Raw genomic sequence first — 21,878 nt, forward strand, 5'->3', positions numbered from 1 at the left:
CAGGCCCTCAACCGACCTCAACGGCCGCAGCCAATGTTCGGCCTCGTGGAATCATTCATCCAGGCGGCGGCGAGCGCGGCCCGGCGGCGGGGAGCGGCCTTTCTCAGGCCGTGGGAATGCCAGGTGCGGCACTGCGGACGCGGATCACCGGTCGTCCGAGTCGCGGCCGATGGTCGCGGCCAGGGCGGAGCCGATCGTTGGATGGCGGAAGGGATAGCCCGCCTCCTCCAGCGCCGTGGGGATGGCTCGGGGCCCACGCAGGATGGCCTCGTCGGCGAACTCTCCGACGAGCGCGCGCAGGGCGAACGCGGGCAGCACCAGCGGGGTGGGGCGGTGCAGTGCGCGCCCGAGGGCGCGGTTGAATTCGGCGTTGGTGACCGGGGCCGGGCCGACCGCGTTGATCGGCCCGGACACGGTGTCGTTGGTGAGCGCGAAGACGATCGCGCCGATCTCGTCGTCCATCGAGATCCACGGCGTGTATTGGCGGCCGGTGCCGAGTCGCCCGCCGAGCCCGAGGGAGTACAGCGGGTGCAGCATGCCGAGCATCCCGCCGTGCTTGGACAGCACGACGGCGCTGCGCACGAGCACGGTGCGCACGCCCGCGGCGCTGGCCGGACCGGTCGCGGCTTCCCAGTCACGGCACAGCGTGGCGAGGAAACCCGAACCGGCGGGGGAGGATTCGTCCACCACGCGGTCGCCGGTGGTGCCGCCGTAGTAGTGCACGCCGCTGGCGTTGACCAGCACCGGCACGCCCGCGGCGGCCACCTTGTTGGCGAGGACGTCGGTCGGGGTGATGCGGCTGTCGCGCAGCTCCTGCTTGAAGCTGCCGTTCCAGCGACGCCTGCCGAGGCTCGCCCCGCAGAGGTTGACCACCGCGTCGGCCCCGCGCAGCGCCCGCTCGTCGAGCTCGGCGCGAGCGGGATTCCAGACGAACTCGTCCGGTGCGGCGGCGGGACGGCGCACCAGCCGCGCCACCTCGTGCCCGTCGCGGCGCAGGGCCGCGACGAGCGCCGTCCCGATCAGCCCGGACGAACCGGCGATCACGACCTTCATTGCGGGACGAACCTTCCCGGGTTACAGACCCAGATCGGCCTCGAACGCGGCCTCTTCGAGGCGGTGACGGATCGTGGTCAGGAAGCGACCTGCGTCCGCGCCGTCGATGAGCCGGTGATCGTAGGTGAGCGGCAGGTAGCACATGGAGCGCACGCCGATCGACTCGTTGCCGGTCTCGTCGGTCACCACCACCGGGCGCTTGACGATCGCGCCGGTGCCGAGCATGCCCGCCTGCGGCGGAACAAGGATCGGGGTGTCGAACAGCGCGCCCTGGCTGCCGATGTTGGTGATGGTGAAGGTGCCGCCTGCCAGTTCGTCCGGCTTCAGGCCGCCGTGGCGAGCCCGGTCGGCGATGTCGGCGATGGCGCGGGCCAGACCGGCGAGCGACAGGTCGCTGGCGTTGTGGATGACCGGGGAGAGCAGGCCCTGCTCGGTGTCGACGGCGATGCCGAGGTGCACCGAGGCGTGGTAGGTGATCTCCTTGGTGCCCTCGTCGTAGGAGGCGTTGACGTTCGGGTGCACGCCGAGCGCCTCGACGACCGCCTTGGCGAAGAACGGCAGGAACGTCAGGTTGACGCCCTCGCGCTCCTTGAAGGCACGCTTGGCCTGCGCACGCAGCGCCGCGATCTTGGTGACGTCGGCCTCGTGAACCTGGGTCAGCTGCGCGGTGGTCTGCAGCGATTCGCGGGTCTTCGTGGCGGTGATCTGCCGGATCCGGTTGGCCTTCTGGACGGTTCCGCGCAGGTGCGCCAGCTGCGCGGCGGCCGGAGCCGACGGAGCCTTGGTGGGCGCGGCGGCAGCCGGAGCGGGCGCGGCCGCGGGGGCGGGCGCCTTCTTGGCCTCGGCCGCGGCGAGCACGTCCTGCTTGCGGATGCGGCCGCCGACGCCGGAACCCTGCACGGTGGCCAGGTCGACGTTGTTCTCCTCGGCGAGCTTGCGCACCAGCGGGGTGACGTACGGGGTCGCGCCGTTGCCGTCGGCAGCGGCCGGGGCGGGAGCCTTGGCCGGAGCCGGCTTGGGGGCCGGGGCGGGAGCCGGGGCCGGTGCGGGCGCGGGAGCCGGAGCGGCGGCCGCGGGGGCCGGGGCGGGCTTGGGCGCGGGCGCCGGAGCAGGGGCCGGGGCGGGAGCAGGAGCCGGTGCAGGCGCGGGGGCCGGAGCGGCGGCCGCGGGGGCGCCGCTGCCGATCACGCCGAGCTGTCCGCCGACGGAGACCACCTCGTCTTCCGGCGCGGAGATCTCCAGCAGGGTGCCCGCGACGGGCGAGGGGATCTCGGTGTCGACCTTGTCGGTGGAGACCTCGAGCAGCGGCTCGTCGACCTCGACCGTGTCGCCGACCGACTTCAGCCAGCGGGTGACGGTGCCCTCGGTGACCGACTCGCCCAGCTCGGGCATCTTCACCGAGGTGCCCTCGGCGGGGCCTGCCGACGCGGCGGCGGGCTGCGGGGCCGGGGCCTGCGCGGCGGGTTCGGGTTCGGGAGCCGGGGCGGGCTCTTCCACGGCGGGCGCGGGAACCGCGGCCTCCGGTGCGGGCGCGGGTGCGGCGGCGGGCGCCTCACCGGCTTCGCTGATCACGCCGAGCTCGCCACCGACCTCGACCACATCATCTTCCTGGGCGACGATCTTCGACAGCACACCCGCCGTCGGGGACGGGATCTCGGTGTCGACCTTGTCGGTGGAGACCTCGAGCAGCGGCTCGTCGACCTCGACCGTGTCTCCTTCCTGCTTCAGCCACCTGGTCACCGTTCCCTCGGTGACGCTCTCACCAAGAGCCGGCATCTGGACGGAGAAGGCCATGTCCGTTGACTCCTCTGACTGCTCGACGGGTTCTACAACAGTTGATCTCTGGCGGGTCCTCGCCGCTGGTCGCGGTGAAAACCCGGAAGCCACCAACATTCTGGTGGGCACCGGAGATCTGTGCGGTTCTTGTACCGCGGTCCATCCTTGCACTCGTCCGCGTGGCGCGTAGCACAGGGCATGTCTCTACCGGGAAGCTGGCAGTATGGGAGGACCGGGTGTGAGCATTTATCCGGTGTACGAAGGAGGTCGGCGTCAATGGGTTTGCTCGATCGTTTCCGTGGCGCGCTGAACCGGGGAGGGTCCGTCGCACGTGCGTCGACCTCGAACAACGAGGACGCCCGCTACCTCGCCGACTGGATGCGCACCCACATCGGCGTCGAGGGGTACCTGGAGCCGAAGACCACTATGACAGATGTCACGGTGGTGTTGGTCGCCGCGGACGGTGAGTGGACGCGGCGGATCGTCGGGGAGCGCGGGGCTCGAAGGTTGGCAGGCGATCTGAGCATTCCGGTGTACGAGGTCCGCAAGACGGGGTATCCGCAGCGGATGCGGGATTACGACGCCAGGAAGAAGATTGAGCGTCAGCGGGCGTTCGAGGCGGAGTTGCGGGATCTGTAGGGGATTCTCGGCCTGGCACGCCTCGCAACACGGTGAGGGCGGTCGCTTTGGTCGGTGATCCGGTTCGGTGACGAGTCTTTGGGCTGTGTGCCGGTTGCTGTCCAGGATTTCGGGCAGGGCGAGCCGGTGAGTTCGACTGGCGGTCTGGTTTCGGTGATGTGCGCTCGGACTACCTGTCCGTCTTCGGTACCCACCCGGGCTTCCGCTGAGCGGTGCTGGGCGCGTTGTTTGCCGGACCCGGCTTACCTCCCGCAGTCAGGCGCGATGCGGGCTTCCAGCCTGGTCGACCGGCTGTGGTTGCGGTCTATCGAGCGCAGCAGACTCTCGACATGCGCATTCGAGTAGGGCACTACTCGCGCGTTGGGTCGGACGTGGGCGAATGCTGCAAGTGCAAGTGTTCATCGTCTACACCAGGAGAAGTGCGCGCGCCGGGATCGGTGCGTTCGTCGACTGTCCAGCCATCCAGTGCTGCGTCCACGAAAGTCATGTCCTGCCGGGAATCCCGGCGCACTGACAGCACCGAACGAGCCAGCACGGCGCTCGGCGCTGGGCGGGATCACTCGTAACGCTCGGGATCGCATCGTCGAGCACGGAAGGAATCATGCAATGTTCACGTTCAAGAGCACGGCGGTCGCCGCGGCCATGGCCGCGGCGACCGTAGTACTTGCTGTGCCTGCCACTGCGTCAGCGAATCCGGATGTGTTGCCTGCGCATTCACTCTGGAACGGGCCTGGGTTGGAACCCCCGGGTGTCTTCTCCATCCCCGTTCTGGAGCCTTTGCGGCTGTTCCTCTTGAACGGCTGCTTTGCGATCGGCCCTACCTTCCTCGGCGGCCAGACGGGGTCCGAGCTTTGTTCACTGTTCTTGGGCGGTACCGAAACCGGGAACCCCTAGCAATCGAGATCGGCGAGGTGCCCGCCGACCAGCGCATCGTTGTCAACGAGTCGACGATCGAGATCGCCCGGAGGGTGTCCGCGGGCGGCGCGACGACCAGAGCAGGGCGCCGGGGGGCTTTCCGCGCTGGTACGTAGGCGTGCAGTGGAGTTCAGCCAGGAGACCGAGCACACCTCGTTCTCTTTCACCGACAGGAGGCGAAGTCATGGCGAATGTAACCGTCGATGTGATGAAGTGCGTCGATGAGACCGGTAGCGGATTGGATGAGTGGGGCTCCGACGACATCTACATGTTGCTGTTCCGAGGCAGTATCCCGACAGGTATCGGTCTTGCCTCGAAGACCGAGTTCACCGTCACTGGACCAGGAGGATTCTGGGACGAGATGGACGATGGAGACAGACGCAGTCGTGATGTTCCGGTCGCTGACTACGATCCCCGTTCGCTGTACGTAGTGCAGCTGGTCGAAAAGGACAACGGTCGAGACGTTGACGACGATGTGATCGCCGCGTACCGAACCGCATTGAACGGTGCGTGGAGCGCGGCCCTCACCCGCACCGCAGGGCAGCCCGCAAACGAGCGCGCAGCCGTTCTCGCCGACACTGTGTCGGACACCTTGCGGGGCCTCCACACCATCTACATGGAATTTCCCAAAGGGAATGACGACCCCATCGGCCGGCCTCAACGCCTGACCTTTCCCAACGCGCAGGCCACGCCAGTCCTCGAATTCAGCGGCGCCGCCGGCCGCTACCGGGTCACGTTCAAGCTGGTTGAGCCAGGCTGGTTCATCTAATTCGTTGGCGAACGAATGCCTGTCACCGAGTGGGGATTCGCTTCGCTTCGGTCAGCGCGCGTGATCCGAGACGTGTTGGCCGACCCGGACTGAGACAGGGTGCTCACCGCCGAGGATGAATGCGGCCTGATCCCGCTCTTCTGGTCGCAAGTGCTCCCATGGCGAGGTCGAACTCAACATGAACACTCGGTTCGCGTTGAGCGGAGCATCGTCTATTTGCGGATCGTATGCCGACATCGCCTGGCTACGCGATCGATGGTTCCGGGGTCCAGGAGGACGCCGAGGTTGCCCTGTAGTCGGCTGGCTTCATCAGAACAACGGCGCGCCGCCCCCGAACAGGACGGCGCACCCGCGAACTCACTCCCCGGCGATGTCCTCGATCACCGCGATCAGCGTCCGAACCGGAACACCGGTCCCGCCCTTCCCGATGTACCCGAACGGCCCGCCCGTGTTGTACGCCGGGCCCGCGACGTCCAGGTGGGCCCACTGCACACCTTCCGGCACGAATTCCTTCAGGAACAGTGCGGCCGAGAGCATTCCGCCCCAGCGGTGCTGGGCGACGTTGGCGAGGTCGGCGATCTTGGAGTTGAGGTCGGCGCGGAGTTCGGCGGGAAGGGGCATGGCCCAGCCGTTTTCGCCGACTTCGCGGGAGAGGCGGGCGACGCGGTCGCGGAATTCGTCGGTGCCCATCACGCCGGGGGTGCGGGTGCCGAGGGCGACCATCTGGGCGCCGGTGAGGGTGGCGACGTCGATCAGGTAGTCGGGGGACTCCTCAGCGGCGCGGACGATGGCGTCGGCGAGGATCAGGCGGCCTTCGGCGTCGGTGTTGAGCACCTCGACGGTGGTGCCGCCGTACTGGGTGAGCACGTCGCCGGGGCGCTGCGCGGTGGCCGAAGGCATGTTCTCGGCCATCGGGACGGTGGCGCTCACCGTGACCGGCAGGCTCAGCCGGGCCGCGAGCAGGGTGGTGGCGATGACCGCGGCGGCGCCCGCCATGTCCGAGGTCATGTTCTCCATGTTCTGCGCGGGCTTGATGGAGATGCCGCCGGTGTCGAAGGTGATGCCCTTGCCGACCAGCGCGATCTTCTTGGGTCCGCCGGAGTAGGTGAGCCGCACCAGCCGCGGCGGGCGCGAGGAGCCCTTGCCGACGCCGAGCACGCCGCCGTAACCGCCCGCCTCCAAAGCCTTTTCGTCGAGCACCTCGACCTCGAGACCTGCGGCCTCGGCCAATACCTGGGCGCGCGAGGCGAATTCGGCGGGGAACAGGTGGCTGGGCGGGGTGTTCACGAAATCGCGCGCGGTGGCGACGGCCTCGGCCACCAGTTGCGCGCGGAAGAGCGCCTCTTCGCCGAAGTCCGCCTCGGGGACGAGGAATTCGATCCGGGCGACCGGCTGCTCGTCCGCCTTGGGCGCGGACTTCTCCGACCGGAACGGCGTGAACGAATAGGCGCCGAGGTAGAAGCCTTCGACCGCCGCGCCCAGATCCAGGCCCGACAGCGTGGTCGCCACCAGCTCGGTGCCGTCGAGCGCGCGGCCCGCGACACCGGCGGAGCGGCGGATCTGCTCCGCGTCCACCTTGTCGGCGGCGCCGAGCCCGACGGCGAGGATGCTGGTGACGTTGTCCAGCCCGGCGGGCGCGGGCACCCGGGTCAGTTCTTCGGCCTTGCCCTTGGCGCCGACCGCGCCCAGCTGGTCGAGCAGCTCCGCGCGGACGTCGGCGGTGAGCACATCGCCGAACAGGTCGTCGGGCGCGATCGACGGACCGTTCTCCGAGGACGTCAATCCGATCACCAGCACGTCGGTGTCCGGCCCGATGGTTACGGTGCGCGCCAATTCCGGTCCGAGTGAGCGATCTGCAACAGCGGTCATTGGCATAGGCTATTCGGTCTTCTTCAGGCGGCGCATGGCGACGCCGTCCAGCAGCAGGCCGACTCCCTCGCTCACCAGCTTGTCGAAGTCCAGTTCCGGGCCAGGCGGGCCTGAGGCGAAGAGTTTCCGCAGGACCGGCCGGGCGACGACGAGTTCGACCAGTTCGGCGCGCACCATCTCGGAATCCTGCGGTCGCGCGCTCGCCGCCCGTCCGCCGCGGTCGGCGCTCCACAGCAGCGCCAGGCCTTGCACGAGGCCGGAGCAGGCGAGGTAGACGGCGAGCGCGTCGTCGCGGGACAGACCTAGTTCGTCCAACGCGGTGAACGAGCGTTCCAGGATGTCGAACAGGGCGGGCCCGACCGGCGGCCTGGTGCGGGCCAGCACCGGCAGCAGCCAGGGGTGGCGCTGGTAGAGCCGCCATTCCTGTTCGGCCTCATGGGTCAAGGCGGCGTGCCAGTCGAGGGGCTCCGCAGGCGGCGGGCTCTCGGCGAGGACGAGCTCGGTCATGGCGGTGAGCAGCGCCTCTCGATCGGGGAAGTGCCGATAGAGTGCGGCGGTTGCGACGCCGAGTTCGCTGGCGAGGCGGCGCATGGTGAGTCCGTCGATGCTCTCGCGGTCGGTCATCTCGACGGCGGTGCGGGTGATTCCGACCGCGGTGAGCCGGGCCGGTCGTGGACGGGCGGCGGGAACGCGCCGGTCGCGGCGGGCCCGGTAGGCGCGGGCCTGACAGGAGCGCGAGCAGTAGCGTCGGCGACGTCCGCGGCTCGGCTGGATCAGCGCGCGTCCGCAGGTGGCGCACGGCGGTGATTTCGACACACCAACAAGTGTGACGAAATGGTGGTCGCGGCGCGCTGTGCTGCATAAATTGTCGGCTGTTTACCCCGTTCACTATCGAGAGGTTCACCATGCAGACAACCGTTCGGCGGGCCAATATCGATGAGATCGACGCCATCGCGGCAGCGTTCGCGCGCGGGTCCGTCGACGAGGCGGTGTCGACCTGGGTGGTCGCCGATCACCCCGAGATCGCGGAGGCCTTTCGCACCGAACACGCGCCGCGTTTGGTCGAACGCGCCATCCGCGACGACGAGGTGTGGCTCGCGGGCGCGGGCGACGAGATCTGGGCGGTCTCGCTCTGGCAGACGGTGACCTCGGCGGATCGGGTCGTCGCCGAGGCGGCCGAGGCCCGCGCCATGGCCGAGGCCGCGCCGGGCCTGCGTCCGCTGACCAGGCTGGTCGCCGTCACCGCGCTGCTCGCCGAACATCATCCGCGCGAGTTCCCGCACCGCTATCTCCAGGCGATCGTCACCGTGCCGGAACACCGCGGCAAGGGTGCGGGCGGCGCCATACTTGTCGACCGGCTGAAGGCGTTCTCCGACGCGTCCGAGACCGCGTTTCTCGAGGCCAGCACCGAACGCTCCTCCCGCCTCTACGCCCGCAACGGGTTCGTCCGCACCGGCGTCACGCACACGTTGCCCGACGACGGGCCTACCCTCATCCCGATGTGGTTCCGCAGCTGAGGCGCGGGCAACCGGGCCCAGGCGAGCGGCAGTCGCCGGGACGTCGCGCGTTGCCCGACGACGGGCCCATCTGGCTGCGGTGCTGCGGCTGACGCCTCGGAACTGGCCAGTCCGGTCGAGTGGCGGTGCGCCGGGAGGCCGCGCGGCGCGCGGTGCCCAACGATGCGTCTGCCCTTTCGGCTGTGGTTTCGCGGCTGACGTAACGGTTAGACCGGTCCGCTCGAGTGGCGGTGCGCCGGGAGCCCGCGCAGCACGCGTTGCCCGACGACGGGCCCACTCTCATTCGGATGTTGTTCCGCTGCTGACGCGCCGGACGACCGGTCCGCTCGAGTGGCGGTGCGCCGGGAGCCCGCGCAGCACGCGTTGCCCGACGACGGGCCCACTCTCATTCGGATGTTGACGCGCCGGACGACCGGTCCGGACGAGCGGCAGTGCGCCGGGACGTCGCACGGCGCGCGGTGCCTGACGATTCGCCTGCCCCTCATTCGGATGTGGTTCCGCGGCTGATGTGACTGGTGGACCGGTCCGGCCGAGCTGCGGTGCGCAGGGAGGCCGCGCGACACACGTTGCCCGACAACGGGCCCACTTCGGCTGTGGTTCTGCGGCTGACGCCTCGGATCGGATCGATCCGGACAAGCGGTGCTGCGCCGGGCCGCCGCGCAACGACGTCGTCGTGCGGGCGCCCGTACCGCGGCCCTACCGCCCCGTGCAGCGGTTAAGCTCGCCGGGTGACCGAGACGAACCTGCTGCAAGGCCCGATCCACGATGTCCATGTCGAACTGGGCGCGACGTTCGCGCCGTTCGGCGGGTGGGAGATGCCGGTCTCGTACGCGGGCACGGTCGGGGAGCACCAGGCGGTGCGCACCGCCGTCGGTCTGTTCGACGTGAGTCATCTCGGCAAAGCGACGGTCGCCGGGCCGGGCGCGGTGGCGTTCGTGAATGCCGCGCTCACCAACGATCTCGGCCGGATCCGTCCCGGCAAGGCGCAGTACACGCTCTGCTGTACGCCCGAGGGCGGCGTGATCGACGACCTGATCGCCTATTACGTCAGTGACGACGAGATCTTCCTCGTGCCGAACGCGGCGAATACCGCGGCGGTGGTCGCGGCTCTGCGCGCGGCGGCCCCCGAGGGCATCACAATCACCGACGAGCACCGGGAGTACGCGGTGTTCGCGGTGCAGGGCCCGCGCTCGACCGAGGTGCTCACCGCGCTGGGCTTGCCCACCGAGATGGAGTACATGGCCTACGCCGACGCCGAATGGGACGGGCGTCCGGTCCGGGTCTGCCGCACCGGCTACACCGGTGAGCACGGCTACGAGCTGCTGCCGCGCTGGGCCGACGCCGCGGCGGTGTTTCGCGCGCTCGCCGAGCAGGTCGAGGCCGCGGGCGGCCAGCCCGCCGGTCTCGGCGCGCGCGACACCCTGCGCACCGAGATGGGTTACCCGCTGCACGGGCACGAACTGTCGCTGGAGATCTCGCCGGTGCAGGCGCGGGCGGGCTGGGCGGTCGGCTGGAAGAAGCCGGAGTTCTGGGGCAAAGCCGCACTGGAGAAGGAGAAGTCGGCGGGACCGCGGCGAACCCTGTTGGGGCTCAAGGCGCTCGACCGTGGCGTGCTTCGTCAGGGCCAGTCGGTGCTGCGCGACGGCGAACCCGTCGGCGAGACCACCTCGGGCACTTTCTCGCCGACGCTCAAGGTCGGCATCGCGCTCGCCCTGCTCGACACCGACGCCGACCTCGAGCCGGGCAACGAGGTCGAGGTGGACGTGCGCGGCCGACGGTTGCGCTGCGAGATCGTCAAGCCGCCGTTCGTCCAGGCGCGCACCGCCTGAGCCGCTGGGTATCGCGTCCGCCGCGGGCTGTCGAGTCCGGCGCGCTGGATCGGAACGTGGTCACTCGGCGGCGGCGCCGCGCGGTCGCCGAGTCGTTTCCCGACAGGTGGACGGAAGGAAATCCGGCACCGATAGGATCACCTGCATGACCGTTGCCGCACAGTTCGCCCATGTTCCGCATCCTGCGCCCGCGCCGGCGCAGCGGGTACAGGAGATTCTGGCGGCGCCGGGGTTCGGCCGGTTCTTCACCGATCACATGGTGTCGATCGACTACACCGCGGGCGAAGGCTGGAGCAATGCGCGAGTCGAGCCGTACGGTCCACTGGCGCTGGACCCGGCCACCATGGTCTTCCACTACGGCCAGGCCATCTTCGAGGGTCTCAAGGCGTACCGGCAGAGCGACGGCAGCGTCTCCTGTTTCCGGATCGACGCGAACGCGACCCGTTTCCGTAAGTCGGCGCGGCGTATGGCGATGGCCGAGCTGCCGGAGGAGCTGTTCATCGAGTCGGTGCGCCAGTTGCTCGAAGTGGACGAGCGCTGGGTGCCCGCCGCGGGCGGCGAGGACTCGCTCTACCTGCGGCCCTTCATGTTCGCCACCGAGGCGGGCCTGGGTGTGAAGCCCGCCGCCTCCTACAAGTACCTGCTGCTGGGTTCGCCCGCGGGAGCGTACTTCCCGCGCGGCGTGAAGCCGGTGCGGGTGTGGCTGTCCACCGAGTACGTGCGGGCCGCGCCCGGCGGCACCGGCGAGGCCAAGGTGGCGGGCAACTACGCCGCCTCGCTGCTCGCCCAGGCGCAGGCCTCCGAAAAGGGCTGCGACCAGGTGGTGTGGCTGGACGCCTGCGAGCGCCGCTACGTCGAGGAGATGGGCACCAACAACCTGTTCTTCGTCTTCGGCTCCGGTTCCGAGGCGCGGCTGGTGACTCCCGAACTGTCGGGCTCGCTGCTGCCGGGCATCACCCGCGATTCGCTGCTCACCCTCGCCGCCGACTCGGGTTACCCCGTGGAGGAGCGCAAGGTTTCGGTGGAGGAGTGGCGCAAGGGCGCCGAAAGCGGTGAGATCAGCGAGGTTTTCGCCTGCGGCACCGCCGCCGTGATCACCCCCGTCGGCTGGGTGCGCTCCACCGAGGGCGAATTCACCATCGGCGGCGGCGAACCCGGCGCGGTCACCATGGCGCTGCGCGACACGCTCACCGGTATCCAGCGCGGCACCTTCGAAGACAAGCACGGCTGGATGCGCGGTATGTGAGACTGGCCCGCCCTTGGGCGTGGGCGGGCCGTAGCCTCGGCTGTCGGACAGCCGGGAAAGTTGGGGGGACGCAGTGCGTACATCGATCGCGGCCGGAATCTTGTCGGCAGCCCTGGGTGTTTCGGCCTGTAGTGGTGGAACTTCGGTGCCGGACAACGTAGTTCGCACCACCACGTCCGCCGCTACTCCGGCGACGACTACCGGGCATCCCGCCAACCCCGAGCCGACGTGGTCGAAAGCCGGTCTGGACTTCGACCATTCGGCGGACTCGTGGATCTCGGTGGCGGGCAGTGCTGTCCTGGTTTCGAGCGAAGAAGCGCTGGTCGCTGTGGACCGCGCCACCGGTCGTGAGCTGTGGCGAAGAGTGCCGAAGACGAAACCGAGCGACTACTCCTACGCGGTGAGCGGTGACACCGTCGTTTTCCTGGAGAACGAGGGCAAACCCAGCGAACCGGCGCTGGTGGAGGTCATCGAGGCCGCCGATGGCCGGACGCTGTGGCAGGCGAGCGCCGATGACGTTGTGGTCTTCGACAAAGCGATCTACATGGTCGAGTGCGCGCGCGGCCGCGACGACTGCACCTCCCTGCGGCTCGACATCCGATCCGGAGCGCCGACGTGGCCCGCGCCGGCTCGGGGATCGGTCGACGGCGACACCGTCGGCGTCTGGCACCGTCGTGCCCCCGCCGAACCGGCGCTGGTGGCCATCGCCGTGGAGGACCCAGCCTCCGCAGCGGAGCGCCCGTGGGCGCTTGTCGAGGCGGCGAAGGGAACCGTCCTCCCGGGCCGGGCCGAGCACCACGCCTGGTACAACCTCGCTGCGGGCGACCTCCTGGTGATCACCGATCATCACGCCTCGTCCGGCAGCGATGAGTGCCGCGTCGCGATCACCGCGACCGACGCGCGCGGCGGCGCCGAACGCTACAGCGGCGCGGTCTACAGTGGCCGCCGCAAGAACGGCGAGTGTCAGAACATGCTCGGCCCGGACTTCGGGACCCAGTTCGTCGGCGCGGGCACCCGCATCGCGGCGGTCACCGATTCCGGTGCGCCGCAACTGTTCGACCTCGCCACCGGAACGACGGTGTGGACCGGCTCGGGCACGGGTAGCCCGCTGGACGGCGACGACCGATCACTGCTGTTCAGCGAGTTCGCCGATCAGGGTGCGCTGTCGTTGTTCGACATCGAGACCGGCGCGATGAAGTGGACTGTTCCGGATCCGGGCTTCGAGTCGACGGCGATGAGGCAGCGGCGCACGATCATCGCGGGTGACCGGGTTGTGGTCGGCGGCTTCCTCACGGCGGAGGGTGGGTACGTCACCGTCGTCTTCGACCGGGAATCCGGCCGGGAGCTCCAGCGGTACCGCGGTTATCTGTGCGGCGCCGGGACGGATTGGGTGGCCGTCCAGGCCGAACGGGACGGTCGGCCTGCGCTGGAGTTCCATCGCTGAGACGAAGCGGACCGCCCGCTCCGCCGGATCGACTATCGGCGTCTCGTGTTCGACGGGCGCCGGTGCGACGAAGCCGACCGCCTTGCTCGCCGGGTCCGATCTCGGTCGTCGTCCCGTGTTCGACAGGCGGCACCGGTCGGCGTGGGCAGTCGAGGACGCCCGATCGATCGCTGGGCGGATGCTCAGCCCGGCATCAGCATCTGCCACTGCTCGAGTGTCTGCGGCCGCATGACGTAGTTGTTGTCGCGGATCGACGACAGCGCCGCGCTGGGTTCGTGCGAGTACCAGTGGCCCGGGTAGACGACCGGGTCGCCCTGAAGTCCGGCGAGATAGCGCAGGCTGCGGAACATTTCGTCGGAGTCGCCGCCGGGGAAGTCGGTGCGACCGCAGCCGTCGACGAACAGGGTGTCGCCCGCGATGAGGCGATTGTCGAACAGGAAGCACTGGCTGCCCGGGGTGTGCCCCGGGGTGTGTAATAACTCGATCTCGAAGGCGCCGACCGCGACCTTGTCGCCGTGCTCGTGGCCGGTGAGTTCGCTGGGCGCGATGCCGGTGACGTTGGCGACCCAGGACAGTTCCTGATCGTTCACGTGCACGGGGACACTGGTCTTCTCCAGCAGTTCGCGCACGCCGCGCAGGGTGAAACCGAGCATGGTGCCGCCGACGTGGTCGGGGTGGTGGTGGGTGGCGAGGACTCCGGTGAGGCGCAGCCCATCGGCCTCGGCGATGTCCACCAGATCGCCCGCGGCGTAGGCCGGATCGACCACAACGCATTCGCCCGTCTCCCGATCACCGATCAAGTAGGCGAAATTTCGCATCTGCGTCGCGATCGGATCACCGACGGCGTAGTCCTGCCCGGACAGCAGTTGTCGAAAATAGAGGCGCTCGGAAGACATACCGCCCACATTAGATCCTGACCCAGACGGTTGGTGTGCCAGTGCGGAAAAGATTCCGTTGGGTCGGATCACGGTGTGCGCAAACCGGTGGCGAGTGGGTACGGTCGCCGCCTTCGGCGGGGCGCCGAGTGTTGCGTTCGTCACGATTTGCGCAGGGCGAGTTCGCCGGTTCGTCGACTTCGATTGTCCGCCAACGATTTTCCCGGCACGAGGAGATGGCGCGCGAACGCGGCCCGGCATCGCCGCGTGCCCGGGATTCGGCGTGGTCCGCGCGAAATCGGTGCTGGGCGAACCGCACCGCAACCTTGTGCGCCCATTCTCGGTGCAGAGTAGGGAGACGAAGTTCATACACTGTCGAAACCCGATATATATCGCCACGTGATACCGAGGGTTACGGCAATATTCCGATTTATCCGGTGAGCGAGAGTCCGGCCGCGGCAAACGTGATCGAAATCTCTATCGCCGCGCCGAGCACGTCGCCCGACAGACCCCCGAACCTGCGCACCATGTGCCGGACCGCCACCATCGCGACGGCCACGGACACCGCGACGGCGACCGGCCCGAGCCAGGGGTGATCCGGCACCGCCAGGACGCCGCAGCACAGCGCGACGACCACCCACACCACACCGGTCACCGGAGACTGGGTATCGGACACGAGCGCGCCGAAGGCGGCGCCCGGCGCGGCGGGCACCCCGCGGCGACAAGCGAGGACGACCACAACCCGCCCGGTCGCGACTGCCAGCGCCACCGCGAACCACCGTCCCGCGCCGGCCAGCGCGCCGAAGGCGAACGATTGCGCGCCGATAGCGAAGACCAGCGCGGCCACGCCGAACGGCCCGACCCCGCCGCTCTTCATGATCTGCCGCGCGCGCTCGGGCGGCCCGTAGCTGCCGAGCCCGTCCATCGCGTCGGACAGGCCGTCCAGGTGCATGCCGCGGGTGAGCAGCGCCAGCGCCGCCACGGTCACCAGCCCGGCCAGCGGTGCGCTCGCGCCCGCGCCGGTCAGCGCCCACAACAACGCGGCCGCGGCGGCACCGAGCAGCACGCCGACGACGGGCGCCAGCGCGATCGCGCGGCGCGCCGCGGCTCGATCGACCTCGTCCGGGCCGCGCACCGGAAGCACGGTCAGCCAGGAGACGGCCAGCCGGATCCCGGCGCCCGGTGTCATTTGGTCAGGTTCGGGGCGGCCGGGGCCGCGTCGTCGGCGGTGCTGACGCCCGCCTCACCGAAGGTGGCCATCTCGGCGAGCGCGGCGACGGCGGCGCGCAGGATGGGCAGGGCGGTGAGCGCGCCGGAGCCTTCGCCGAGACGCATGCCCATATCGACGAGTGGTTCCAGGCGCAGCTGCTTCAGTGCCAGATTGTGCGAGGGTTCGGTGGAGCGGTGTCCGGCCAGCCACCAGGCGCTCGCGCCCGCGGCCAGATCCTCGGCGACCAGCGCGGCCGCGGTGACCACCACGCCGTCCAGGATCACCGGCGTGCGCCGGGTCGCGGCCTGCGCGAGAAACCCTGTCATGGCGGCGATGTCGGCGCCCGCGGCGACGCGCAGCAGATCCACCGGATCCTTGACGACCGGCCGGGCCCTGCGCATGGCGTCGCGAATGGCCGCGACCTTGCGAGACCAGCCCGCGTCGTCCACGCCGGTGCCGCGCCCGACCGCGACGACCGGCTCGGTGTCGGTGAGCGTGGCGATGAGCACGGTGGCGGGCGTGGTGTTGCCGATGCCCATATCGCCCGCGACGAGCAGGTCGGCGCCGCCGTCGATCTCTTCGTCGGCGATGGCGCGGCCCGCGGCGAGGGCGGCCTGCACCTCGTCTTCGCTCAGCGCGTCCTCGCGGTCGATGGAACCGCTCGACCGGCGCACCTTGTGCTTGCTCACGACGGGATCGGTCTCGGCGTCGACGGAGATGTCGGCGACCCGCACGCTCGCGCCCGCGACCGCGGCCAGCGCGTTCACCGCCGCGCCGCCGCCGAGGAAGTTGGCGACCATCTGCGCGGTGACCTCGCTCGGGTACGCTGACACACCGTAGCGCGCGACGCCGTGATCACCGGCGAAGACGACGACCCTGGCGCGCTCGAACTGCTTCGGCGGACACACACCCTGGCAGGCGGCCACCCAGTTGCCCAGCGTTTCCAGGCGGCCCAGCGCCCCAGCGGGTTTGGTCAGCTGCGTCTGCCGCTGTTCGGCGGCCGCGCGGATCCGCGGGTCGGGGGGCGCAACCGGTCCGAATCCGTGTGTCACTGTCGAGCCTCTCCGGTCGGGCGGCGTCCGCCGCACGTGCTTCCGACGCCCAATCTTGCCCGGAACGCGTCGCCCGTATCGCACCCACCCGGATCCTCGGCGTCCGCCTCCGCCGTGACCCGCGCCACCGCTGTTTCCCTATCGGGCGGAGTCGGATGGATTCGACGGGAGTGACATGGCGGTTCGACACGCGCTCGCCGCCATTCCTCTCCGGGGCGTACCGCTACTTGAGCCGAACGGGAAGACCCGCGACGACGAGGAACGCTTCGTCGCAGGCCTGCGCGAGGCGCTGGTTGAGGGCGCCGATCTCGTCGCGGAACAGGCGGCCGGAGCGGGTCGCGGGGATGACGCCCATGCCGACCTCCGGGCTGACGATGATCAGCCGGTGCGGATATGCCGCGACGGCGGAGACCAGGGCTTCGGTGTTGGGGGCGACGGTGCCGCGCGGAGAATCCCAGGCGTCGAGCGCGTCGATACGCGCGGTCAGCCAGGTGCCGATGTCATCGACCAAGGTCGCGGCCTCGGGTGCGGGATCGGCGAGAACCGCTGCGGCGTCGGCACTTTCGACCACGCTCCAGCCGGCGGGGCGGCGCTCCCGATGCCGGGCGATGCGTTCGGCGAAGTCGTGGTCGTCCGGATCGGGGACCGAGGTCGCCACGTACCGAACCTCCCCCGTCGCCGCGGCGAGGTTCTCCGCGAACGCCGACTTCCCCGAGCGAGCCCCGCCGAGCACAAGCGTCCGAGGCGGACGCGCGGTTCCGGAATCCTGCGACACGCCAGCACGCTACCAACCAACCGTGTTGCTCGGTCTCTCGCCCGAAGCCCCGGCCGGTGGGCTCCTCAGCCTGTCGGTGAGGCGGCACCGAAGCGTCGGCGGTATTCGGTAGGGGAGATGCCGACCAGGCGCTGGAAGTGGTGGCGCAGCAGCGCGCCGGAGCCGAAGCCCGCGCGGGCGGCGATCTGTTCGAGGCCCTGTTCGGTCTCTTCGAGCAGGTGCTTGGCGTAGAGGACGCGCTGGTTGGTGAGCCATTTCACCGGGGTCGTTCCGGTCTCCGCGGCAAAGCGGCGGGCGAAGGTGCGCGTGGACATCGTAGAGCGCGCGGCCAGCTCGTCGATGGTGTGCGGCAGGTCGAGGTTCTCGCCCATCCACTGGAGGGTCGTCGAGAGGCTGTCGGAGGTGCAGGCGGGGACCGGGCGTTCGATGAACTGCCGTTGCCCGCCGTCGCGCTGCGGCGGCACGACCATGCGGCGGGCGATGCCGTTGGCCGCGGCGCTGCCGATCTCCCTGCGCACCAGGTGCAGGCAGGCGTCGATGCCCGCGGCGGTGCCCGCGCTGGTGATGAGGTTGCCCTCGTCGACGAAGAGCACGTCGGGGTCGACGGTGGCGGACGGGTAGCGCTCGGCGAGCTGATCGACGTAGCGCCAGTGCGTGGTGCATTTGCGTCCGTCGAGCAGGCCCGCCGCGCCCGCGACGAACGCGCCGGAGCAGACGGTGAGCACGATCGCCCCGGCGTCCGAAGCGCCGCGCACGGCGTCGACGATCCGCGGGTCCAGCCCATCCGAGAGTGCGGTGGCCGGGGCGGCGGGGACCGCCACCAGGTCGGCCTCGAGGAGTTCTTCCAGTCCGAACTCGGGGGTGATCGTCACGCCGGGCGTGGTGGCACGTAGCGGCTTGCCCGGTTCCGCCCCGCAGACCTTGAAGTCGAAGCCGGGCAGGCCATCGGCGGTGCGGTCGAGCCCGAAAACCTCGCAGACTACGCCGAACTCGAACATGGCGAGCTTTTCGAACAGCACGACGGCGACCTTCGACAGCATGCCCCGAGGGTACCTGGCCGGATTTTTGCGAACAATGTCTTCGCTGCCACTTTCGGCGGAAAATAAGTCAGCGCAAAATTTCTGCCATGCTGACTCTCCTTCTCCTCGCGACAGTCATCGTCGCCGTATCCCTCTTCTTCGCTCGCGGTCGCGGACTCGCCGGATCCACCCACGTGACCGACCGGGACGCGCAGCGCCTGCGGGCCGAGTTGAACGCCATGCGCTTCTCGCACCACCGCTGAAACGCGAAACGGCCGTCCGTGGCAAGTGCCACGAACGGCCGAACTCGGACTCTCGGATCGATCGCTGCTCGCGACCGATGAACTTCTACACCGCGTCGCCTGCGCTGACCCGCGGCTTCGGCGCCCGCATCTTGCGGATCTGCGAGGCGCGGACGAAGGCGTACCAGCCGAGCCGGAAGCCGGTGTCGGTGGTGTCGGGGAACCGCTCACGGACCCGGTTGTTCACGATCCGGCCGAGGATGACGCCCTCGATGATCATGAACAGCATCATCACCAGCATGGCCAACGTCACGATGGTCTGCAGGCCGGGTGCGGCGAACATGGACATGATCAGCACCAGCGCCATCGGCATGAACAGGCCGACCAGGTTGCGCCTGGCGTCGACGAGATCGCGCACGTAGGCGCGGACCGGGCCCTGATCGCGCGGCAGGAGGTACTTGTCCTCACCCGCCAGCATCCGGGCCCTGCGATCCTGGACGGCGAGCTTGCGCTCGGCACTGGCGGCCTTGCGCTCCTCCTTGGTGCCGCGGGTGGCCTTGCGGCGCGCCCGCGCTTCCTTCGCGGTCAGCGGTGCGGGCGCGACCGGTCCGCGCCGTTTGCCTTCCGCGTCACGACGTTTCGGGGTGGGACGGCCCTTGCCCGGGGTGACCGGGGGAGTCGTCTTGGTGGTGATGGCGGTCGAGCCGCCGTTCGCGTCCGCCGTGGTGTCGGCGGTCGCGTCGGTGGTGCTGGACTCGCCGCGACGGAACAATTTCACAGCAACCAGGCTATTCGATGCGCCAGCCAGCCGGAAATGCGGTCGTAAGGAGGGCTGCGCAACACCGAGGTTGTGTCAACGCGCGAGGGGCCGAGTGGCAAGATGGGGAATAGCAGCCCGCTGAGTGGTGTTGACTCCACGAGCCGTGCGCTGTTCACGGGTTGACCACAGCTGTCCTTAGGAGAGTTCATGACTGTGCCGAACGAGACGACCACCCACGGTGTGACTCTGACCGATGCCGCCGCCTCGAAGGCCAAGGCGCTGCTGGATCAGGAGGGCCGCGACGACCTGGCGCTGCGCATCGCGGTGCAGCCCGGTGGTTGTGCGGGCCTGCGCTACCAGCTCTTCTTCGACGACCGCTCGCTCGACGGTGACCTGACCGTCGACTTCGGCGGCGTCACCCTGGCCGTCGACCGGATGAGCGCTCCCTACGTCCAGGGCGCCTCGATCGACTTCGTCGACACCATCGAGAAGCAGGGTTTCACCATCGACAACCCGAACGCCACGGGTTCCTGCGCCTGCGGCGACTCCTTCAACTGACCCGCCACAAGGCGTAACCTCCACCTCCGCTGAGGGGCCGTGCGCGGCTGTCGACGACTGCGTCGGGCCGCGCCGACCGGGCGTATCTGCGCCTCTGCGGCCGTACACGGAGTGTCGGCTAGCTGCGGCTGCGCTGTCTGGATGACCTCGCGCCTCGGCTCCGGCCGTGCGCGATCTGTTGACGGACGGCATCCCGGCCGCACGGACCGCACCGTCGCCCGCACGGACTGTCGGCGGACCGCATTCGGCTGAACCCGACCAGGCGTACCTGTGCTTCCGCTCTGGCCGTGCGTGGTCTGGTTAGCAGCCTGCCGTCCGGCTGCGTTGGCACATACGGGCCTGCGGCTCCGCTCCGGCCATGCGCGGCTGTCGACGGACGGCCGCGCCCACCGGGCGTATCTGCGCCTCCGCGGCCGTACACCGATTGTCGGCCCGCTGCGGCTGGCTGACTGGACATACCTGGCGCCTCGGCTGGACGTGCGCGATCCGTCGACGGACCTGCTCCCGGCCACGCAGACTTCGCGTACCTGCGCCGGTCGCACGGACCGTCGACAGACCGTATTCGGCTGAGCCGACCAGGCGGACCGCCGCCTTCGCTGCGGCCTTTGGTCGTGTGAAGTCTGTCGACGGGCTATGTCAAGCTGCGCTGACAAGGCTCCTCTTCGTCTCCGCTGTGTCCAACCGCGGACCGTCGATGGTCTGCGCCGATTGCGTCGATGCCTCTGGAGCACCCGGTGGATCGGCTACGGTGGGAACGGGGATTTCGATCTCCCCTCACCGCCTGCCGCCTACCGTTGAAGGGGCCCAGCCTCGTGTCTATCGCCGTGTCCGCGTCCATCGCGACCGACCACCTCATGCGTTTCCCTGGACGGTTCGCCGATGTGCTCCTGGCCGATCAACTCGATCATGTTTCGCTGAGCTTCCTCGTCGACGATCTCCAGATCCGCCGCGGCGGTGTGGCGGGCAATATCGCCTACGCCATGGGCGTGCTGAATCGCACGCCGCTGCTGGTCGGCGCGGTCGGCGCCGATTTCGCCGACTACCGCGCCTGGCTGGAGCGGCACGGCGTCGATTGCTCCACGGTCCACGTCTCCGATCGCGCGCACACCGCACGCTTCGTCTGCACCACCGACGACGACATGGCCCAGATCGCGTCCTTCTACCCCGGCGCGATGAGCGAGGCCCGCGACATCTCCGTCGCCGAACTGGCCGAGACCAGGCAGCTGGATCTGGTGCTCGTCGGCGCCAACGACCCCGAGGCGATGCTGCGCCACACCGAGGAATGCCGCGAGCTCGGCATCCCGTTCGCCGCCGACCCCTCCCAGCAGCTCGCCCGTCTGGACGGCGACCAGGCGGTGCGCCTGATCGACGGCGCCGCATACCTTTTCACCAACAAGTACGAGTGGGCGCTGCTACTGCAGAAGACCGGCCTGAGCGAAGACGAGATCGCCAAGCGGGTCGGCATCCGGGTCACCACCCTGAGCGCCGACGGCGTGCAGATCGTCGACAAGGACGGCACCGAGGTCCACGTCGGCGTGGTCCCCGAGCGCACCAAGGTCGAGCCGACCGGTGTCGGCGACGCCTTCCGCGCGGGCTTCCTGACCGGCCACACCGCCGGACTGAGCCTGGAGCGCTCCGCCCAGCTCGGATCGCTCGTCGCGGTGCTGGTGCTGGAGACCATGGGCACCCAGGAGTGGACGCTCCACAAGGACGAGGCGCTCGAGCGCCTCACCGCGGCCTACGGCGCGGAGGCCGCGGCCGAGATCAAGCCGCTGCTCTGAGCCGGTTGCGACGCGGTAGTCACCGGAGCCCTCGGTCCATCTGACCGGAGGCTCCATGGCGTCGGCGAAGCGCGCGGAACCTCGATCGGCCCGCACAGGACGCGCGCGGGCTCGTCAGGCCGCGGCGTGGGCGCGGACGAACTCGCCCAGCTGCGCGGAGTCGAGGTGATCGACCAGGTCGTTCTCGCTGATCGTCCCGACCAGCCTGCGGTCCTCGACGACCGGAATGTGGCGCAGGTGATGGCTGTTCATCTCGTCGAGGACCTCGCGCAGGTCGGCGCGCGAGTCCACCCAGCGTGGCGTGCCCGAGAACAAGGCGCCCACGGTGGTGCGATCCGGCGGCAGACCCGCCGCCACGCACTTCAACGCGATGGCGCGGTAGGTGAGGACTCCGGACAGGCGGTCGTTCTCGTCGTCGCCGACGACGAGGACGTCGACGCCGTGTGCCGCCATCATCCACGCCGCGTTCTGCACGGTTTGTTCCGCGGAGATCCACTGACCCCCTCGCCGCATGACGTCCTTCGCGATGGTCACGACCTGTACCTCCTC

21 protein-coding genes are annotated in these 21,878 nt (G+C 69.5%); 10 read left to right on the forward strand and 11 right to left on the reverse strand.

Annotation, left to right across the window (positions count from 1 at the left end; all coding sequences use genetic code 11):
• Positions 1 to 144 precede the first annotated feature (144 nt).
• Positions 145 to 1,053 (reverse strand): TIGR01777 family oxidoreductase, encoded by a 909-nt coding sequence (locus ACRWNM_RS03580; protein ID WP_431963377.1) that lies wholly within the window; start codon positions 1,051 to 1,053, stop codon positions 145 to 147.
• A 21-nt stretch (positions 1,054 to 1,074) separates the two neighbouring features.
• Positions 1,075 to 2,847 carry a 2-oxoglutarate dehydrogenase, E2 component, dihydrolipoamide succinyltransferase gene (gene sucB, locus ACRWNM_RS03585; protein ID WP_431963381.1) on the reverse strand — a complete coding sequence of 591 codons (1,773 nt, stop codon included), beginning with the start codon at positions 2,845 to 2,847 and terminating at the stop codon, positions 1,075 to 1,077.
• 258 nt (positions 2,848 to 3,105) lie between these two features.
• On the opposite strand from sucB, the gene ACRWNM_RS03590 reads away from it, so the two are divergent.
• From ACRWNM_RS03590 to ACRWNM_RS03600, 3 genes are all read left to right on the forward strand, one after another.
• The gene (locus tag ACRWNM_RS03590; protein ID WP_431963383.1) at positions 3,106 to 3,468 is read left to right on the forward strand and encodes an oxidoreductase; all 363 of its coding nucleotides are present in this window, start codon (positions 3,106 to 3,108) and stop codon (positions 3,466 to 3,468) included.
• 606 nt (positions 3,469 to 4,074) lie between these two features.
• Positions 4,075 to 4,362 (forward strand): hypothetical protein, encoded by a 288-nt coding sequence (locus ACRWNM_RS03595; RefSeq protein WP_431963385.1) that lies wholly within the window; start codon positions 4,075 to 4,077, stop codon positions 4,360 to 4,362.
• 205 nt (positions 4,363 to 4,567) lie between these two features.
• Complete coding sequence (locus ACRWNM_RS03600; RefSeq protein WP_431963387.1) at positions 4,568 to 5,152, forward strand: hypothetical protein; 585 nt, start codon at positions 4,568 to 4,570, stop codon at positions 5,150 to 5,152.
• 357 nt (positions 5,153 to 5,509) lie between these two features.
• On the opposite strand, the gene ACRWNM_RS03605 is transcribed toward ACRWNM_RS03600, so the two are convergent.
• Together ACRWNM_RS03605 and ACRWNM_RS03610 are read right to left on the reverse strand one after the other, a co-directional pair.
• Positions 5,510 to 7,021, reverse strand: coding sequence for a leucyl aminopeptidase (locus tag ACRWNM_RS03605; RefSeq protein WP_431963389.1), 1,512 nt, complete (start codon positions 7,019 to 7,021; stop codon positions 5,510 to 5,512).
• Positions 7,022 to 7,030: 9 nt separating this feature from the next.
• Positions 7,031 to 7,837, reverse strand: a complete 807-nt coding sequence (locus ACRWNM_RS03610) for a TetR/AcrR family transcriptional regulator (protein WP_431963391.1) — start codon at positions 7,835 to 7,837, stop codon at positions 7,031 to 7,033.
• Positions 7,838 to 7,926: 89 nt separating this feature from the next.
• Here ACRWNM_RS03610 and ACRWNM_RS03615 point away from each other — a divergent pair, with 89 nt between their 5' ends.
• From ACRWNM_RS03615 to ACRWNM_RS03630, 4 genes are all read left to right on the forward strand, one after another.
• Positions 7,927 to 8,538: a GNAT family N-acetyltransferase gene (locus ACRWNM_RS03615; protein WP_431963393.1), complete on the forward strand. Its 612-nt coding sequence runs from the start codon at positions 7,927 to 7,929 to the stop codon at positions 8,536 to 8,538.
• Positions 8,539 to 9,266: 728 nt separating this feature from the next.
• Entirely contained in the window at positions 9,267 to 10,367 is a 1,101-nt protein-coding gene (gene gcvT / locus ACRWNM_RS03620) for a glycine cleavage system aminomethyltransferase GcvT (protein WP_431963396.1), read from the forward strand.
• Positions 10,368 to 10,512: 145 nt separating this feature from the next.
• Positions 10,513 to 11,613: a branched-chain amino acid aminotransferase gene (locus ACRWNM_RS03625; protein WP_431963398.1), complete on the forward strand. Its 1,101-nt coding sequence runs from the start codon at positions 10,513 to 10,515 to the stop codon at positions 11,611 to 11,613.
• A 145-nt stretch (positions 11,614 to 11,758) separates the two neighbouring features.
• Positions 11,759 to 13,057, forward strand: coding sequence for a PQQ-binding-like beta-propeller repeat protein (locus ACRWNM_RS03630; RefSeq protein WP_431963400.1), 1,299 nt, complete (start codon positions 11,759 to 11,761; stop codon positions 13,055 to 13,057).
• Positions 13,058 to 13,239: 182 nt separating this feature from the next.
• On the opposite strand, the gene ACRWNM_RS03635 is transcribed toward ACRWNM_RS03630, so the two are convergent.
• The 5 genes from ACRWNM_RS03635 to ACRWNM_RS03655 all read right to left on the reverse strand — a co-directional run bounded on the left by ACRWNM_RS03635 (position 13,240) and on the right by ACRWNM_RS03655 (position 18,009).
• Positions 13,240 to 13,953, reverse strand: a complete 714-nt coding sequence (locus tag ACRWNM_RS03635; RefSeq protein WP_431963402.1) for an MBL fold metallo-hydrolase — start codon at positions 13,951 to 13,953, stop codon at positions 13,240 to 13,242.
• Positions 13,954 to 14,362: 409 nt separating this feature from the next.
• Positions 14,363 to 15,121 carry an adenosylcobinamide-GDP ribazoletransferase gene (locus ACRWNM_RS03640; RefSeq protein WP_431963404.1) on the reverse strand — a complete coding sequence of 253 codons (759 nt, stop codon included), beginning with the start codon at positions 15,119 to 15,121 and terminating at the stop codon, positions 14,363 to 14,365.
• On the reverse strand, positions 15,118 to 16,194 hold the full coding sequence (cobT, locus tag ACRWNM_RS03645) for a nicotinate-nucleotide--dimethylbenzimidazole phosphoribosyltransferase (RefSeq protein ID WP_431963406.1): 1,077 nt from the start codon (positions 16,192 to 16,194) through the stop codon (positions 15,118 to 15,120). Before cobT ends, ACRWNM_RS03640 begins: the two co-directional genes overlap by 4 nt.
• A 223-nt stretch (positions 16,195 to 16,417) precedes the next feature.
• The gene (cobU, locus tag ACRWNM_RS03650; RefSeq protein WP_431963408.1) at positions 16,418 to 16,969 is read right to left on the reverse strand and encodes a bifunctional adenosylcobinamide kinase/adenosylcobinamide-phosphate guanylyltransferase; all 552 of its coding nucleotides are present in this window, start codon (positions 16,967 to 16,969) and stop codon (positions 16,418 to 16,420) included.
• Between the two features lie 65 nt (positions 16,970 to 17,034).
• Positions 17,035 to 18,009: a helix-turn-helix domain-containing protein gene (locus ACRWNM_RS03655; protein ID WP_431963410.1), complete on the reverse strand. Its 975-nt coding sequence runs from the start codon at positions 18,007 to 18,009 to the stop codon at positions 17,035 to 17,037.
• Positions 18,010 to 18,095: 86 nt separating this feature from the next.
• Here ACRWNM_RS03655 and ACRWNM_RS03660 point away from each other — a divergent pair, with 86 nt between their 5' ends.
• Positions 18,096 to 18,251, forward strand: coding sequence for a hypothetical protein (locus ACRWNM_RS03660; protein ID WP_431963412.1), 156 nt, complete (start codon positions 18,096 to 18,098; stop codon positions 18,249 to 18,251).
• Between the two features lie 85 nt (positions 18,252 to 18,336).
• Here the strand turns inward: ACRWNM_RS03660 and ACRWNM_RS03665 are convergent, their stop codons facing one another.
• A complete protein-coding gene (locus ACRWNM_RS03665; protein ID WP_431963414.1) occupies positions 18,337 to 19,008 on the reverse strand; it encodes a DUF3043 domain-containing protein in 672 nt (223 codons plus the stop codon).
• 189 nt (positions 19,009 to 19,197) lie between these two features.
• Between ACRWNM_RS03665 and ACRWNM_RS03670 the strand changes: the two genes are divergently transcribed.
• A complete protein-coding gene (locus ACRWNM_RS03670) occupies positions 19,198 to 19,548 on the forward strand; it encodes a HesB/IscA family protein (RefSeq protein WP_067785873.1) in 351 nt (116 codons plus the stop codon).
• An 812-nt stretch (positions 19,549 to 20,360) separates the two neighbouring features.
• Positions 20,361 to 21,329 (forward strand): carbohydrate kinase family protein, encoded by a 969-nt coding sequence (locus ACRWNM_RS03675; protein ID WP_431963416.1) that lies wholly within the window; start codon positions 20,361 to 20,363, stop codon positions 21,327 to 21,329.
• A 114-nt stretch (positions 21,330 to 21,443) separates the two neighbouring features.
• On the opposite strand, the gene ACRWNM_RS03680 is transcribed toward ACRWNM_RS03675, so the two are convergent.
• The gene (locus tag ACRWNM_RS03680; RefSeq protein WP_431963418.1) at positions 21,444 to 21,863 is read right to left on the reverse strand and encodes a CBS domain-containing protein; all 420 of its coding nucleotides are present in this window, start codon (positions 21,861 to 21,863) and stop codon (positions 21,444 to 21,446) included.
• Positions 21,864 to 21,878 lie beyond the last annotated feature (15 nt).

It is taken from the genome of Nocardia sp. bgisy134, from assembly GCF_965341865.1.
Classification (GTDB): domain Bacteria; phylum Actinomycetota; class Actinomycetes; order Mycobacteriales; family Mycobacteriaceae; genus Nocardia.

Coding starts and splice junctions, on each gene's coding strand:
- ACRWNM_RS03580 (WP_431963377.1), bottom strand. CDS start 1,053: ATGAAGGTCGTGATCGCCGGTTCGTCCGGGCTGATCGGGACGGCGCTC.
- sucB (WP_431963381.1), bottom strand. CDS start 2,847: ATGGCCTTCTCCGTCCAGATGCCGGCTCTTGGTGAGAGCGTCACCGAG.
- ACRWNM_RS03590 (WP_431963383.1), top strand. CDS start 3,106: ATGGGTTTGCTCGATCGTTTCCGTGGCGCGCTGAACCGGGGAGGGTCC.
- ACRWNM_RS03595 (WP_431963385.1), top strand. CDS start 4,075: ATGTTCACGTTCAAGAGCACGGCGGTCGCCGCGGCCATGGCCGCGGCG.
- ACRWNM_RS03600 (WP_431963387.1), top strand. CDS start 4,568: ATGGCGAATGTAACCGTCGATGTGATGAAGTGCGTCGATGAGACCGGT.
- ACRWNM_RS03605 (WP_431963389.1), bottom strand. CDS start 7,021: ATGACCGCTGTTGCAGATCGCTCACTCGGACCGGAATTGGCGCGCACC.
- ACRWNM_RS03615 (WP_431963393.1), top strand. CDS start 7,927: ATGCAGACAACCGTTCGGCGGGCCAATATCGATGAGATCGACGCCATC.
- ACRWNM_RS03625 (WP_431963398.1), top strand. CDS start 10,513: ATGACCGTTGCCGCACAGTTCGCCCATGTTCCGCATCCTGCGCCCGCG.
- ACRWNM_RS03635 (WP_431963402.1), bottom strand. CDS start 13,953: ATGTCTTCCGAGCGCCTCTATTTTCGACAACTGCTGTCCGGGCAGGAC.
- ACRWNM_RS03640 (WP_431963404.1), bottom strand. CDS start 15,121: ATGACACCGGGCGCCGGGATCCGGCTGGCCGTCTCCTGGCTGACCGTG.
- ACRWNM_RS03655 (WP_431963410.1), bottom strand. CDS start 18,009: ATGCTGTCGAAGGTCGCCGTCGTGCTGTTCGAAAAGCTCGCCATGTTC.
- ACRWNM_RS03660 (WP_431963412.1), top strand. CDS start 18,096: ATGCTGACTCTCCTTCTCCTCGCGACAGTCATCGTCGCCGTATCCCTC.
- ACRWNM_RS03670 (WP_067785873.1), top strand. CDS start 19,198: ATGACTGTGCCGAACGAGACGACCACCCACGGTGTGACTCTGACCGAT.